The organism is Nostoc parmelioides FACHB-3921 (assembly GCF_014696625.1).
In the GTDB taxonomy this organism is placed as follows: domain Bacteria; phylum Cyanobacteriota; class Cyanobacteriia; order Cyanobacteriales; family Nostocaceae; genus Trichormus; species Trichormus parmelioides.
This window is the reverse complement of sequence record NZ_JACJQL010000061.1, coordinates 22,061-35,451: the sequence shown is the minus strand read 5'-3', so window position 1 is coordinate 35,451 and position 13,391 is coordinate 22,061. Positions and strand designations below refer to the sequence as shown.

13 protein-coding genes and 1 pseudogene are annotated in these 13,391 nt (G+C 39.0%); 9 read left to right on the top strand and 5 right to left on the bottom strand.

The window, feature by feature from the left end; genetic code table 11:
- From H6G14_RS26140 to H6G14_RS26130, 3 genes and pseudogenes are all read left to right on the top strand, one after another.
- Positions 1 to 1,562, top strand: a pseudogene (locus H6G14_RS26140) (bifunctional DNA primase/helicase); the annotation flags it as partial.
- A 189-nt stretch (positions 1,563 to 1,751) separates the two neighbouring features.
- Positions 1,752 to 2,291 carry a hypothetical protein gene (locus H6G14_RS26135; protein WP_190571007.1) on the top strand — a complete coding sequence of 180 codons (540 nt, stop codon included), beginning with the start codon at positions 1,752 to 1,754 and terminating at the stop codon, positions 2,289 to 2,291.
- Between the two features lie 8 nt (positions 2,292 to 2,299).
- Positions 2,300 to 2,923, top strand: coding sequence for a hypothetical protein (locus tag H6G14_RS26130; RefSeq protein WP_190571005.1), 624 nt, complete (start codon positions 2,300 to 2,302; stop codon positions 2,921 to 2,923).
- Positions 2,924 to 2,943: 20 nt separating this feature from the next.
- Here H6G14_RS26130 and H6G14_RS26125 read toward each other — a convergent pair whose 3' ends face one another.
- Entirely contained in the window at positions 2,944 to 3,606 is a 663-nt protein-coding gene (locus tag H6G14_RS26125; protein WP_190571004.1) for a hypothetical protein, read from the bottom strand.
- Positions 3,607 to 3,992: 386 nt separating this feature from the next.
- On the opposite strand from H6G14_RS26125, the gene H6G14_RS26120 reads away from it, so the two are divergent.
- The 4 genes from H6G14_RS26120 to H6G14_RS26105 all read left to right on the top strand — a co-directional run bounded on the left by H6G14_RS26120 (position 3,993) and on the right by H6G14_RS26105 (position 6,771).
- On the top strand, positions 3,993 to 4,319 hold the full coding sequence (locus H6G14_RS26120) for a hypothetical protein (RefSeq protein WP_190571002.1): 327 nt from the start codon (positions 3,993 to 3,995) through the stop codon (positions 4,317 to 4,319).
- Between the two features lie 31 nt (positions 4,320 to 4,350).
- Positions 4,351 to 5,397 carry a nucleotide-binding protein gene (locus H6G14_RS26115; protein WP_010999777.1) on the top strand — a complete coding sequence of 349 codons (1,047 nt, stop codon included), beginning with the start codon at positions 4,351 to 4,353 and terminating at the stop codon, positions 5,395 to 5,397.
- A gap of 76 nt (positions 5,398 to 5,473) precedes the next feature.
- Positions 5,474 to 6,175 (top strand): hypothetical protein, encoded by a 702-nt coding sequence (locus H6G14_RS26110; RefSeq protein WP_190571000.1) that lies wholly within the window; start codon positions 5,474 to 5,476, stop codon positions 6,173 to 6,175.
- Positions 6,175 to 6,771 (top strand): DUF6753 family protein, encoded by a 597-nt coding sequence (locus H6G14_RS26105; protein ID WP_010999775.1) that lies wholly within the window; start codon positions 6,175 to 6,177, stop codon positions 6,769 to 6,771. Before H6G14_RS26110 ends, H6G14_RS26105 begins: the two co-directional genes overlap by 1 nt.
- On the opposite strand, the gene H6G14_RS33730 is transcribed toward H6G14_RS26105, so the two are convergent.
- The gene (locus tag H6G14_RS33730; protein WP_242053668.1) at positions 6,772 to 6,948 is read right to left on the bottom strand and encodes a response regulator transcription factor; all 177 of its coding nucleotides are present in this window, start codon (positions 6,946 to 6,948) and stop codon (positions 6,772 to 6,774) included.
- A 55-nt stretch (positions 6,949 to 7,003) separates the two neighbouring features.
- The gene (locus H6G14_RS33725; RefSeq protein ID WP_242053663.1) at positions 7,004 to 7,429 is read right to left on the bottom strand and encodes a response regulator; all 426 of its coding nucleotides are present in this window, start codon (positions 7,427 to 7,429) and stop codon (positions 7,004 to 7,006) included.
- A 272-nt stretch (positions 7,430 to 7,701) separates the two neighbouring features.
- Here H6G14_RS33725 and H6G14_RS26095 point away from each other — a divergent pair, with 272 nt between their 5' ends.
- Together H6G14_RS26095 and H6G14_RS26090 are read left to right on the top strand one after the other, a co-directional pair.
- Positions 7,702 to 8,490 carry a sensor histidine kinase gene (locus H6G14_RS26095; protein WP_190570998.1) on the top strand — a complete coding sequence of 263 codons (789 nt, stop codon included), beginning with the start codon at positions 7,702 to 7,704 and terminating at the stop codon, positions 8,488 to 8,490.
- The gene (locus H6G14_RS26090) at positions 8,474 to 8,716 is read left to right on the top strand and encodes a hypothetical protein (protein WP_190570996.1); all 243 of its coding nucleotides are present in this window, start codon (positions 8,474 to 8,476) and stop codon (positions 8,714 to 8,716) included. Before H6G14_RS26095 ends, H6G14_RS26090 begins: the two co-directional genes overlap by 17 nt.
- Position 8,717: 1 nt before the next feature.
- Here H6G14_RS26090 and H6G14_RS26085 read toward each other — a convergent pair whose 3' ends face one another.
- Together H6G14_RS26085 and H6G14_RS26080 are read right to left on the bottom strand one after the other, a co-directional pair.
- The gene (locus H6G14_RS26085; RefSeq protein ID WP_190570994.1) at positions 8,718 to 9,497 is read right to left on the bottom strand and encodes a hypothetical protein; all 780 of its coding nucleotides are present in this window, start codon (positions 9,495 to 9,497) and stop codon (positions 8,718 to 8,720) included.
- A 22-nt stretch (positions 9,498 to 9,519) separates the two neighbouring features.
- Positions 9,520 to 13,239, bottom strand: a complete 3,720-nt coding sequence (locus H6G14_RS26080) for a DUF3854 domain-containing protein (protein ID WP_190570991.1) — start codon at positions 13,237 to 13,239, stop codon at positions 9,520 to 9,522.
- Positions 13,240 to 13,391: the final 152 nt, after the last annotated feature.

The window sequence follows — 13,391 nt, the reverse complement described above, 5'->3', positions numbered from 1 at the left end:
CTTCTCCCAGCCTGGGGACTGGGGTTGACATCTCGCAGTATCACTTTGATGCAGTGTTTGGTGTATTTCACGGAGTTTCGCAGACAGCCACCGAATGCGCTCAACAGTTGTGGCGTTACCGTCCAAAAGTGCCGCTTCACGTTTGGGTGGCCCCCAAGCCTCCCTTTGGTTATCTCGACACTAACCCGACCAAGATTAAAGAACGGCTGCTGCAAACCAACGAGATTACTGCTTTTTTACTGCGGATTGACCGAGAAACAGGTAAGCGCGGGGCTGAAAAAGACTGGGCGTTAGATGCTTACTGTAAAATCAAATCTGCTCGTCACCAATCCATCAACAATCTGCGCTGTGACCTACGCGAGTTGTTGAAGCAGATGGGCAATCAAATTGTACCAGTTGGGGACGAGCTTGATGCCCCAGCGTGGGAATTGTTGAAAACTGCGGCGGACGCTCTCGACTCGGCTCATCATCAAGCCGTCGCTAAGGCTAACAACATTTCTTATAGCGAGTATCGCGCTCGTCAAACTAAAGACTATCTCTCACCCGAAGAAATCTATGAGTGTGAGAAGTTCCGCATCCATGATTCCTACGGTATGGAAGTTACAGAGGAACTTGTTGAGCAAGATAACGGTGGTCGGTTGATAGGTGCGATCGCTGCCCTCGAAGCCATCCTTTCACCACCAAGCCAAACCATTGATGACAATGGTAAACAGTACCCTATACCACCTGATCTTGTCACTAATAAAGATAGAGCCGAACGAGACAAATTGCCATTCTGCATGGATTGGGGCAATTATTCTGCTCGGTGGTTGGCACGTTTTAACCTGGGACTGCACCACATTCTCACTCGACTCGTCGCTGGTGAGGAAGTTCGGGCGGACGACACACATCTATTAAATATGTCGGCGATCGCCATCGACTGTGCTGCTCACATCAAAGCAATACTCGGCTTCACCATTCCCCCCAACTGTCAACCAATCTGGCTGTTGGGGATTTTATTGGATCAACTGGGACTGAAGCTGACTTATCGCAAGCAGGGGCCACGGGGTCAACAGGTGAAATTGTTCTCTTTATCCAAGAAAGAACTAGACTTTGCATTACAAGTCATCGCCCATAGACAAGCAAAAAGAGCCGAAAATCAAGCACAGTACCAGACTAACTACGGTGAAGCTGTGGTATTCACCCCCCCCACAAATGGTATAGGAAACTCCCCTTATCAGGAGGGGGGAACTACGGAATGGGAGCCGGGGGAGATATGCCGCAGAGGGAGATATGCCGCAGGTATAGCCGGGGGAGAATTTACTAACCATTCCTCCCCTGCTTCTCTTCCCGACCGAACTACCATACTTCACGGTGTAGAAATGCTCCGTTCTAGCATTTGTCATGGACTAGAAGCAATCAAAGGCATTCTCCAACGTTGGGGTGCTGACTTGCGTTGGCTGGTCGTGCTGGAATGGGAAGCGATCGCTGAGGCTGAGGTGCGATCGCTCGAAACGTCTGTGTCGGAATTTTACTCGCTGTTAAGTGAGGATGTTTTGCCGATGGAGTTTGGACAAGCGTAATTCTCGAAAAATTTGGAGGCTGGCAATAACTGTGTTCGCAACTTGAAGATCCCTATTTTGTGGCGATTGCGTTTCCCTCCCTCAGTCCCCAGAGGAAACGCACATCTGTGTGTCTAGAGGAATATTCAAAATTTAAGCAACCAGCTTAATAATGATAATCAACAATGATACAAAGCAAAACCTTGTGAGATGTTCAAGTGGATTATCAGTTATATTTTTATCGTCATCTTGATTTTCGCCCTTAGTGTACCAACAGGTATCTCGACTGATACTGTAGATTACAACAGCTTCGGCAAGATTAAAATCGGTATGACACTTGCTCAAGCTCAAAAAGTTGCACACATAGGAATAGTGCAACTTAACGGTAAGCGCAATCAGCAAGACGGGTGTTTCTACGTGCAACCAAAATCTGGCTTTCAATTCCAACGTGTCAAATTTATGGTTGTAGACGGGAAAATTGTGACTTTTGAAATCAATGGCTCAAATGTAAAAACTGCTAAAGGGGTCAAAGTAGGAGATTCTCAATACAATCTCGCTACTTATGGAATCAAGAACTTCCAACTCATTGGGAATAAAAATAGCAAGCAACGCTACTTCATCTACGCTCCTCCAAAAGCGAAAAACTATCGCATAATCTTTGAAAGTGGTGAGTATGAATACATTACTCGCTACAGAGCAGGGAAAATACCAGAAGTTAATTATCCTTTTGGCTGTGCTAATTATTCATAAATCTAGGTATGAATATGCGGTTGATGATTGATGAGTTTGATGAATTTCTCAACAACCCACTTCAATACATCATTTCTTATATCAGAGATATCCCTAAATTAATTGTTACTGTATTTTTTTCGTGGATTATCTTTGTTTTGTACTTTATATATATTCACCCAACGCAAAATGTTACTAGCAAATCATTAATTAATTTTGACAGTATCGGGGAAATCAAAATAGGTATGACTGTCCAACGTGCGGAGGAAGTCTCTCGCCTTCAGCTATTACCGATAACCAGTAGTGGTCTAATTAACAAAGGCTGTTATTACCTTGAGCCACAAACCGGAAGTGGACTTGAGCGCGTCCGGTTCATGGTCATCAAAGATGCCATTGCCACTATTGAAGTGAACCGCAACTATACTTTAGCTACTGCCAATGGCGCTCAAGTTGGGCAGAGCCTTGAAGAAGTCAAGGCAATCTACGCTAAAAATCTTGTCACAAAAGACAATACCTTAGTCTACACCCCTGCAAAGAAGAAATTCCGCATAGTGTTTGAAACGGAGCGAGGTCATATCAATGGGTACAGGGCGGGAAGATTGCCGGAAGTTGAATATGCAAATGGGTGTTTTGATTATAAAAGTAAGCCCTAGTATATCTAAGGCTTAGGGAACTAGAATCCTTTTTCCCACTCGTCTAATGTTGGACAAGTTGACCCCGTAGGTAGTAGTCCATTGGATGACACACCAAAATTTCTGATAGAGGTTAACTCCGATTCAGCATTCCCTATTACCGCACTTAGTATTTCTTGTTTTTCTTGTTTCGTAATTACCTCAGTTTTTGCATCTTTTGGTAGATTAGCACTCGCTTTCTTTAACGTAAACTCAGATACTCTATAAAAATTTTCCGCTCCTGGTTGACCTAAGCTGACACACCCTCTGGATTTGACAAACAATCCTGTGATTTGAAGACTTGGTGAAAGATCGGGCTTATTTACAAATTTCACTTCTTTAACTGGCCCCCAGACATAAGCAGGTTGAAAAAAACCCTTAGCTGGTTCGTTGCGAGTTTCATTACAGCCTTTATTGATCTCCTCATTCATTGTGACGCTAAGTTTTCCATCACCACAGACTTTCCAACTGACTCTGTGCAAATCAGGTGTACCCTCAACATATTCCTGTACCTGTTTATCTTTAGGGCTTTGCTCATTAGTTGTTGCAGCATAAGCTTGTCTTAGTTCATTTTCAACTTGAGCAACCTTATCCGCATCAGACTGACAAGCCCCTAATCCTAAACCTATCAAAGTAAGAGATGCGAACAAACCTACTTTATTCATAAATACTCCAACAATTGATTATGAAAATTAATTAGCAATTTCTTTGTTTAAGCAAATATCTACTTCTTAAAACTGCTTAACTATGAGCTGCAAATATTATACATATTTGTTCTAAATTTGCAATCATGTTTTAACAGCTTTTTAGTACACAACTATCAGTTATTGAAAGCACATAGCGGCAATGGCGTAGAGTACCCAGTTATTTCGTTGCACTATTGTATTATGCACGTCAAAGGTTTGAGACCCAAAAGCAGAACTTGTAATTCTATAACGTATTTTTTAAAAGTCAAGAAACTACAGTACTGAAAAAAACAGTACTTGAATAGCTTTATTTTGTGGAGTCGAATATGGCATAGATAGGGTGAGTGTAAAGAAAAAATCTAAAAATGGGAAAAGTATGGACATATTGGGAATTTGACCACCCTTTGGGTAGAACAGTTCGAGTAATCTCGACTCCGTTAGGACTAGAGATATTTGCTGAAGATGTGTTCAGTGTAGTTGCAGCAAAACTAAATAATGAAAAGGTAGTACCGATAAATATCAACCCTCAAGAACGTTGTGTAGTTATGGAGCAAGAGGTAGTAAAAGTAAAAACGTTAAATTTCACAGCCATAAATAGCTTGAAAGGGATTGTAGAAGGGGACTTGATCAATAAATTCTTGCATTGGGTGAGAACGACAATCCGACCGATATTTCAAGCAGATTACCTGTAAAACAATTAGTCAATAAAAAGGAAAAAAGCAAATGACAACTATTCACACATTTCCAGAGAATAAGCAAAATACTGGAAATCCTGCAACAGAGAATACTCCTATTAATACAACACCAGAGGCTCCAGGAGCAGAAAATATAACACCAAATAAGCCAGTAGAGCAAAGAGCTAATGGTACAAAAACAAATGTTACAGCATCTGACGATCCCACAGAAAAAATCACAGAGTCAGTAAAGCCTAAAAATCCAGCATCTACAGGTAATAAGGGGAATGACGATAAAAATACTAATCCAGAACAATTAAGAAGATTAGTAATGATAACAGGAGATAAAGGGGGTGTTGGCAAGTCAACATTTGCAAGAGGCTTGGCACAAATTTACATGGATAATGCAGTAGGGTTTGTCGGATTAGATGCGGATAATTCTAATCCCCACTTGATAAGATTTTATGGAGAAAAGGCTGATATCTATCCTTTAGATATATCTAACTCAGATAAATTGGATGATTTTCTAGACAATTTAAAACAGATAGTGTATCCCAAATCTAAAGGAGATGGAAAAGCACTGAAAGAGCAATCTTTAATACTGTTAGAAACCCCATCACAATTTTTGCCTACATTAGAGAATTTGATAAAAGAGATGGGTTTTTTAGGTGTAGTGAATGATAAATGTAAAATGCAGGTAACTATAGTAGTAGTGATAAGTACAATAATTGATTGTATAAATCAATTATTGGAATTGTATAGTTTCTGCGGTGATAATGTTGATTATGTAATAGTAAAAAATTTGTTTTATGGAGAGACAGAACAATTTACTTTTTATGATAAATCAAAAGAAGTAAAAGAAATGGAAACAAGGGTAAAAGCCAAAGGGCATAAATTCACAAACATAAATATGCCAAAACTAGCGAAAAAATCTTACGACTATTTAGATGTGAATAATATGACATTTAGGCAAGGACTTGAACAAGATGAATATCCGTCTATATATGGTAGAGTATTAAGCTGGCTGAACAATTTTCAAGGGCAGATAAAACCAATTAAGAATTTGTTTGGTATAGAAAAGTTTTTATCTGAGTAGAAATAAGAATCAGAAGTTAGTTTAATTTACTAAGCTAACTTCTGATTCATGTTGATATGAGAAGTAGAAAATAAAAATGTCATCAAAACGAATGATTATAACCGTAGGAGATGCACGAGTAGGGAAGTCTACAGTTATCAAATTATTGCTAGAAATGCTGATGCTGAAAGGAAAACGGACTAAGGTTTACAGCCAAGATACTTTTGGTATATTTAAGGCTTATGAAAATCTAGTGCCAATTGAGTATTTTAATTTATTAAATGATGAGGCTGACCAAATAATAGATGAATTAAATAATACTCGGCTAGATATAATTATTATTGATATGCCTGGACAGTATATCGAAAAAATTCGTCAGTATATCGAAAGCATTAGTTTATTTGAGGTAGTAGTTAGGTTTGGCTGGAAGCTAACATTTCTGCAACCAATATCTCATAGAAATAATTGCCTAAATTACTTAAACCAAATTATAGAAATAGCGAGTAATAATGCTAATTATGTAGTAGTTAAGAATTATCATTTCTATCCAGAATTTAGAGAGTACGATGAAAAAATACAAAAAAAACTATCAATAATAGGAGGAACAGAAATAGAATTACTATCGCTACACCGAAATCATTATCAAATGATGGATAAATTAGTGAAACCTTATTCGGAATGTTGTCACGATATTTCACTAATTTTATTTTTGAGAAGCTTCATTTATCAATGGATAAAAAAATTTCAGATTTCAGTGATAAAGGACAACTTGGCTATTAGTTATTTAGGATTAGATTAATGACGCAACAAGACATATTACAGGGCTATTCCTTTGCAGAACAAGAACGTATAGTTGAAGGCGCATATCAATTAGGAATTACGCCAGATGATCCAATGTTCAGGATGATGGCGACGTTAGGTAGATATGAAGAAACGATGATAGACCTCCAGGCAAGAACGGAGGCAATGATAGACGCGTGGGCGGTAATGATAGATCAAAAACTGGAAAAAACAACTCAATCAGCCGAAAAAATGCACTATACAGTTGTCTCTAGTGCAGTACGGGATGAGATGAAAAACATTAAGCCTAGTAGCAATACAGATATAAAAGTGCAGGGAGGCTGGAGGTTAGGGACAGTATCTCTTGTGTGTGGATTAGTGGCGGCTGGCAGTACCTTGTTAGGTTCATTGACAACATGGAATGTTGTTTCCAACTTAGGAACAAATCAGTCAGTAGTAGTATCACGTAATGATCTCAAGATTCTCCAATGGGCAAAGTCCCAAGAGGGTCAACAGATGTATGAAATAATCTTGAAAAATCAAGCATTAATTAAAGCTTGCCAAACACAGCAGAGTAAAATCAAAGGCTATTGCTTGATTGAAATAGATGAGTAATTAACTGACCTTGAGGTAATCCTGTTCGATGTAGCCAAGTTTACTGGCTACAATCAGAGCATTGACGCGATCGGCAACATCTAACTTAGCAAAAATCTTGTTTATATGCCCTTTGACAGTGCTTTCACTAATGAATAACTGCTCGGCAATATGCTTATTAGAAAAACCGGTAGCCATCAAAGAAATAATTTGCATCTCAGTGGCACTAAGATGATCTTGATAAGTCTTACCCTTAATTTTCTGTTGGAAAAAAAAAATTCTGTCGGCTAATATCAGGGTCAAGAAAAGACTTGCAATCATAGAAGGTGGATTTAATTGCTTCTAAGATCAGGGGAATATTATTCTTCTTAAGAATGTAAGACTCAGCCCCGGCATTTAAAGCAGACTGAACAATACTTTGAGCATAATGAGAAGAAAGAACAACTATCTTAATGTTGCTTGTATTGGCTTTAATTTGCCTAATGGCATCGACCCCAGAAATGTCAGGCAATCCAATATCGACTAGAACCACATCAGGAATGAAGTCTCCAACGAGTTTAATGCCTTCATGACCAGTCCGAGCAATCCCTACCATCTGCATATCTGGTTGTTGATTAATAGCAGTAGTTATTCCTAGTCGGATTAACTCCTCATCCTCAATAATTACTAATCGAATCATATAGGGTTTTAATTACTTCGACTGTAAGATACTTAAATATTTATAACATGGTTGTTGAGGTTAAGTATTTTACTTTTTGTGTATGTAAATATAAAATATAAACAGATAAGAGAAAATCTTGCTAAATAAAAGAAAAAGGTTTTTAGCATTAAAAGTTGATTGTATAAAACTTTTTTGGCAGTTAAAATAAAAAGATTCTAAAATTTCTAGACAGAATTAGCGTTCAGTCATAAAAGTAGCAAAAATAACAATCTTTCGCTGGTAGTATAGTTATGCAACAGGAAGTTTTAAGCAAACAGTTGGATATATTAGCTTTACTGCACGATGTGTCAAATTCGTTGAAAGGAATATCGTTGATTGCAAATCAGTTAATTGATGGTGCTTATGGATACTCTCTAGAAGAAATCAGACCATTTCTCTTGGCCTTACGGGATACTAATGACCGGGGTATGAATTTGCTTGAAGCTAACAAAGTCTCTGGGGAAGTGAAACCAGTCGCGTTAGACCAATTTGATATGTTGAGTTTTTTACAAAAAACTTCTTCTTTATTCCAGCCAATAGCGCAGTATCATTCGTTGAAAATGCACTATGAAACGCAATCATCATACAAGCATGGAACGCAAGTATGGGGTGACAGTATAAGTATTGACAGAATGCTATGTAATATAGTGACAAATGCTATTAAGTACACTAGACGAGGAGATATCTTTTTAAGACTGCTTAATCAAGAAGATGATTTAGTGATCGAAATTGAAGACACTGGTATAGGAATTGCTACAGACCAACTATCAAATATATTTATTCCACTATGGCGCTCACCTACGGTGGGCGGAACGCCATCGCCAAATAGCAATTTATTACATCAATCAGGGATGGGGCTAGGACTATACATCGCCTTATGCGTGGCTCATGCTCATGGATTGAGTATGAGGGTAGATTCGGTAGTCAAACAAGGAACGAAATTCACCATCATATTTCCTTATAAAGATGATGGGATATATGGGGTTGATGGTACGATGCCCCCTAAATCACCCAGGAGACAAGATGCGTTACTTATATGATGTAAAACTGTGGGACAGAATTGAAACAGCAGTGGAGTTTCTAATTTTTGTAGCTTTGATGATAGCGGCAATTATCAAGCTGGGACACAGTGATTTTCTACAAGCTCTGTTTTATATAGTATTAGCTGTCATTATCTCGCCCTGGTCACAATTTGAGCGTGTAACAAAGCGTTATGTCTTGATAAGTGTGTATTTCCTGGGGTTGTTTATAGGTTATTTTCACTAGTTTATTCCAACTCTGGGCCGTCAGAAGAGTGGTCGTTTTGTTGTTGCTGTGGTGGTGACTTTTGTTGCTGCTGCTGCTGTCTCATATCGAAATTGATCAGCTTTTGTGTTTCTTGCGGTGAAAGGTTATTGTGTACAACGTTGTATTCTTCCTTGCTATCAACTTTATAAGCACTAAAAGCCGTTTGATTATCACTTTTACGCCAAACCAAGAGACGTTGCATCCCTTCTCTTATCATGAGATTTAGTCGATAAGAGATCCCCTCATAAATGCGGCCGCCAATAGTGTCTTGTCCTTTGGTCATGAGAATATTCATCAATGCGGGAATAAGAGATTTTTTAGCAACCTCATGATTTTCGCTTTGCTTTGGTGTAGATGTTTGGTGATCAACAAAAGGTAACTTGCGTTCTTTAGACTGTAATATCTCCTGTAAGAAAGTCTTTTTTTTCTGGGCTATTAAATTTTCAACTCTTGTGGATTTGGATATATCAGTTGTTTGTTCAGGTTTATTTAAGCCAAATTTTTGGGCGTACTCTTTCAGGTATTTTTCCTTAAGACTTTGCCTGTAATCTTCAGCACTTTGAGCATTTTGCGTAAGAGATAGAGTATTTCTCATCTCAGCCATAATACTCTCGCGCTCTGTGGTGTCTAGTGCGGAGGTTATTGACGGCGAGGGGGGATATTTTTCCATCATCAGCGCTAGTCTATAGGCAAGTTGGTTGTCAGAAAGTCCACTGTCGCGGTTGATGGTAGTGATTGAAGACGATACTAAGCTAGGCATAAATGTGGTGAACAACGGTTAATTAAAATTCTAATTCTGGTGAATTAGTCGCTACAGATTGTTGTGGAGTGTGTTGTGGTGGAGATTGTTGGGAAACAACTTCAACTTTGGCAGAATAAGTATCGTTAATAAGAAGCTGACGCTGTTTAATTAAATCGTCAAGAACTATGTTGATGGGAGGAAGAGAAATATCAGTTGTACCATTATTTTCTTGTTGAAGCTGACTTTTGATAAGTAGTTCATGGTAAATCTGACGTTGTTCGCCAATAGTAAGTTTACCAGTTTTTTCTAGTTTGGAGAGCAAATCCGATAAAGACTGATCCGCATCAGGGGAAGCAAGAGAGGCAGGGGAGGCAAGGGAAGCAGGGGAGGAAATTTTAGTAAATTCCCCTTCTGCTCCCAATTCTCCCCCTGCTCCCTCTGCTCTTATTTCTTTCCCTGCTTCTCCTCTCTCCCTGCTCTCTTCCTTGGTTGATATCAAAGAATCAACTGATGCAGAGGTGGGAGAGGGATTATCTTGAGGTTGAGTGGGTATTAATTTATCTAATTGACTTTTAATGGCAGGGTGAACAGGCAAATCAATGTCACGGCTAGTATTGGGGTCGCCAAACAATGTTTTGTAATTAATATGTAGTTTCTGTGCCATCAAACCCAACTTTTCTAAGTCAGCTTCATTGATGGCCATTTTTTTAACTTGATGAGTCATACCAGTTGGAGTACGCTCAAATTCAAACCGAACAGCTTCCCTTGTAATCTGACCATTTTGTTCAGCTTTGAATAACTGTAGTGTAGATTTTCCCCCTGTGCCTTGCTGAAAAAGAATGCGGTAATTAGCTAAAGTTAAGTCGTCTTTCTCAAAATTGCGGATAGTTCCCATCATGATTTGCAGCAGTTGGGATTGCTTGAAATTTTCTAAAATATTGTGTGTGCCAGTAGGAGAAACCGAACTCAAGACAGAAGCAAGCTTGCGTGGGTCATCATCGATTGAGGGTAATTCTTTACCTGCTTTGAGGTGGTCTGCAACTAATAAAAATTCTTGTCTTTCAATAGGCAAGATATTAATGGGGTAATTTTTGCTATTAAAGTCTTGACCTAGATTGACTCTCTTGACTCCACCCCAACGATCCGCCATGAAGCTCATCAACTCCTTACCATCGTGGCGACGGGAAATAGTGTAATCTTCCCCTTTTTTTTGAATGACGAAAGCATCGGCAACATAAGTTAGCTCTTTGCCCGATTCGTTGTTTTTGACACCGTATTTCTGGACGAGCGCCACAGCTACAGTTGCGATCGCTTGATTCTCTTGATGGTGGAGTTTTCGTCGTTGGAAGTTTTGTTTATAAAGAGTAACGTCCTGTGTTTTAGCCCAATGAGGAATTTCTGGAAGAGGAGTTTCCATAATTGGTTTTCTCTTCCAAGGAAACCAACTTCGCTGATCATCAGTTTCTTGTTGCTGAGGAATTTGTTGGTTTTGGGTTGTGGAATTGGTTGAAGAGGAGTGCATATTTGTAGTATTAGATGGTGGAGATTGCTGTTGCCCTGAGTGAGGGGCAGCATTGTTGTTAGATTGCTGCTGTTTTGATTGAGCTAGTGATGAAGGATGAGTATTTTTTTGGGTAGATTGATGTTGTAATTGACTAGATTCGGCAGACGGTGAAGAAGTTTCAATTTGAAAATTACATGGCGAAATATTTAATTCAGATGCAGGTATTTTGGGACTTTCATCAGGAGATTTATTTTGTTGTGCTGGTAGATCAACAGGCTCCGAAAGTATTTGAGCAATTAAATTCTCTTGCGGAGATTGGTTAATTGGTGTTTGGAGGGCGACATTATCCTGTGGGATTGCCACAGTCTGATTTTTATCCCCTACGGTCTTGGTTGTGCCATCTTTGAGCTTGATAGTTGAGCGTAATTCTAGATGGCGCTTATCATTCCATTGTTCTAAGGGTAAGGATTGGGCAAGCAATTGGTCAAAAGCTTCACGCCCTCTCTCGACAATAAAATCATCTACACCTTTATCTGGCCCTGGTAGAGAAATGACACTCACCTTGCCACCAGTCGCCTCTAGCAATTGTCCAGTACGTAAGGTGGCAGCATCAACATTTCTTTTGGTTTCAGGTTTAGTGTCAAAGTCAAAGCAGATTTTGAAGTCTCGCCCCTTTGTGGCAAAAACTGCTAACTCAGGATGCAAAAAGTGAGTAGGATGACCTTGAGGTTGAGCGTTGTCTGCTTGATTTTCATCAACCACCTCAACTTCGTCGGACTCAATTTCCAGTGATTCAATTACAGCATCGGATTCAGTAACATTGGGTTTAATTTCATTGTCAATGGGATTTTCCAGTTTCTTAGTTTTATAGTAGCCGCCGTTAATTCCTGCTAACCCAATGGCGGCGTGACCCTGGCTTAACAGACTAGCCGCTTTCTTTGCACCCTCAGTAATTGTGACAGGAATATTATGTTTCCATACGCAATACCAAAATCCACTTGTGCGCTCGCTATCTGTGGGGTTTACTCCAGCCTTTGAGTAAATATTTTGGGCAATCTTGTCTGGGACATCTAACAAAAAAATACTTTTTTCAGTGCCTAGTGGATGTTCATATTTGGTGAATTTACCCGGAACCACTAGACTTAACCCATCTTTTTTCTCGGTTTTCGGTCTTGGCTTATCTGGTTTATAACACCCCCATTCTTTAGTGTTGGTAGTTTCACCAGGGGTTAAATTTTGAAAATGCCTGGGATCTATGCCAGCATTACACCACCAGCCATCTGTATTGTCTAAATAGGAATATGCTTTTAATATCCCCCCAGAAACTCTACCCGTATTTGTACGTGGTATCTTGTCGCTGGTCATCAATAAATCCCACGCTTCATGTACTCCTCTTGCCTGATTAAAGTGCAAAGATTCAAAATTCATGGAGGCAATAGCAGGAGCGATCGCACTACCGACTACTAGTTCTTGCCAATGCTGTGGATCTATGTGTTCGGGGACTGGTGGAACATCTGGAGTAATGTCTTTTTTAAATTGGTTCACCTCGCTATTTTCAATTTGATTGTCTTTGTTGGCAATAGTTGGTGTCTGGGGTGATAAAAAGCTAGTTAAACAATCTTTTAAAGAATTATAAATATCTTCGTTTAAGGTTTTTGGATTAATTGCTAATGTTTGAAAACATTCGGATAAATATTTATTAACATCTGTTTGCAGTTGGGTAATAAACTCTTGGTCGGCAACTATCTTGTTAGTTTGCTCATCAATTAGTGAAAAGCCAATTTTGCCATTAGTTTTGAGATGGGTAACAAAGGTTTGATTATCAGTTTGAATTTTTAGACCTGAAGATTTGGCAAGAGAATTGATTTCTTCAGTTTGAGATTTTATCGGTTGAGTAATAGAATCAATTGTATTGTTATCTATCACAGTGGAGGATGAAGCAGTTTTATTTAGGTCGTGAGATACAGCTTCCGCAAGTGTTGAAGCGGTATGTTGCTGTTCGTCTATAGGTGGAGATACAAACTTGTTAGCTGTTGGATCATACTTTTCCCATTTCCAGCCACCCTTGCCATCTTGACTCATAGCATAAGTTTGTTTACCAGTCTCCCAATATAACTTTTTATTGATAGACTCTTTAGCTTTCTGCTGAAGATATTTATCAATATATTTGGCTAAAGGATAAACGACAGTACGGATAAAATACTTACTACTATAAGCGTAAGCAGAAGTTAGTTGTAAATGTCTTTCATCAAACATATTTATTAAGGTTTAGGCATGGTAAAAGGTTGAAGGGTCAAGCAATTGTAGATTTAACAGTGAACAGTGACCAGTGAGCAGAACTGGTAACTGGTAACTGATAACTGGTAACTGATAACTGGTAACTGGTAACTGGTAACTGGTAACTGATA

Coding starts and splice junctions, on each gene's coding strand:
- H6G14_RS26080 (WP_190570991.1), bottom strand. CDS start 13,239: ATGTTTGATGAAAGACATTTACAACTAACTTCTGCTTACGCTTATAGT.
- H6G14_RS26130 (WP_190571005.1), top strand. CDS start 2,300: ATGAATATGCGGTTGATGATTGATGAGTTTGATGAATTTCTCAACAAC.
- H6G14_RS26125 (WP_190571004.1), bottom strand. CDS start 3,606: ATGAATAAAGTAGGTTTGTTCGCATCTCTTACTTTGATAGGTTTAGGA.
- H6G14_RS26135 (WP_190571007.1), top strand. CDS start 1,752: ATGTTCAAGTGGATTATCAGTTATATTTTTATCGTCATCTTGATTTTC.
- H6G14_RS33730 (WP_242053668.1), bottom strand. CDS start 6,948: ATGGCTACCGGTTTTTCTAATAAGCATATTGCCGAGCAGTTATTCATT.
- H6G14_RS26115 (WP_010999777.1), top strand. CDS start 4,351: ATGACAACTATTCACACATTTCCAGAGAATAAGCAAAATACTGGAAAT.
- H6G14_RS26110 (WP_190571000.1), top strand. CDS start 5,474: ATGTCATCAAAACGAATGATTATAACCGTAGGAGATGCACGAGTAGGG.
- H6G14_RS26090 (WP_190570996.1), top strand. CDS start 8,474: ATGCGTTACTTATATGATGTAAAACTGTGGGACAGAATTGAAACAGCA.
- H6G14_RS26105 (WP_010999775.1), top strand. CDS start 6,175: ATGACGCAACAAGACATATTACAGGGCTATTCCTTTGCAGAACAAGAA.
- H6G14_RS26120 (WP_190571002.1), top strand. CDS start 3,993: ATGGGAAAAGTATGGACATATTGGGAATTTGACCACCCTTTGGGTAGA.
- H6G14_RS26085 (WP_190570994.1), bottom strand. CDS start 9,497: ATGCCTAGCTTAGTATCGTCTTCAATCACTACCATCAACCGCGACAGT.
- H6G14_RS26095 (WP_190570998.1), top strand. CDS start 7,702: ATGCAACAGGAAGTTTTAAGCAAACAGTTGGATATATTAGCTTTACTG.
- H6G14_RS33725 (WP_242053663.1), bottom strand. CDS start 7,429: ATGATTCGATTAGTAATTATTGAGGATGAGGAGTTAATCCGACTAGGA.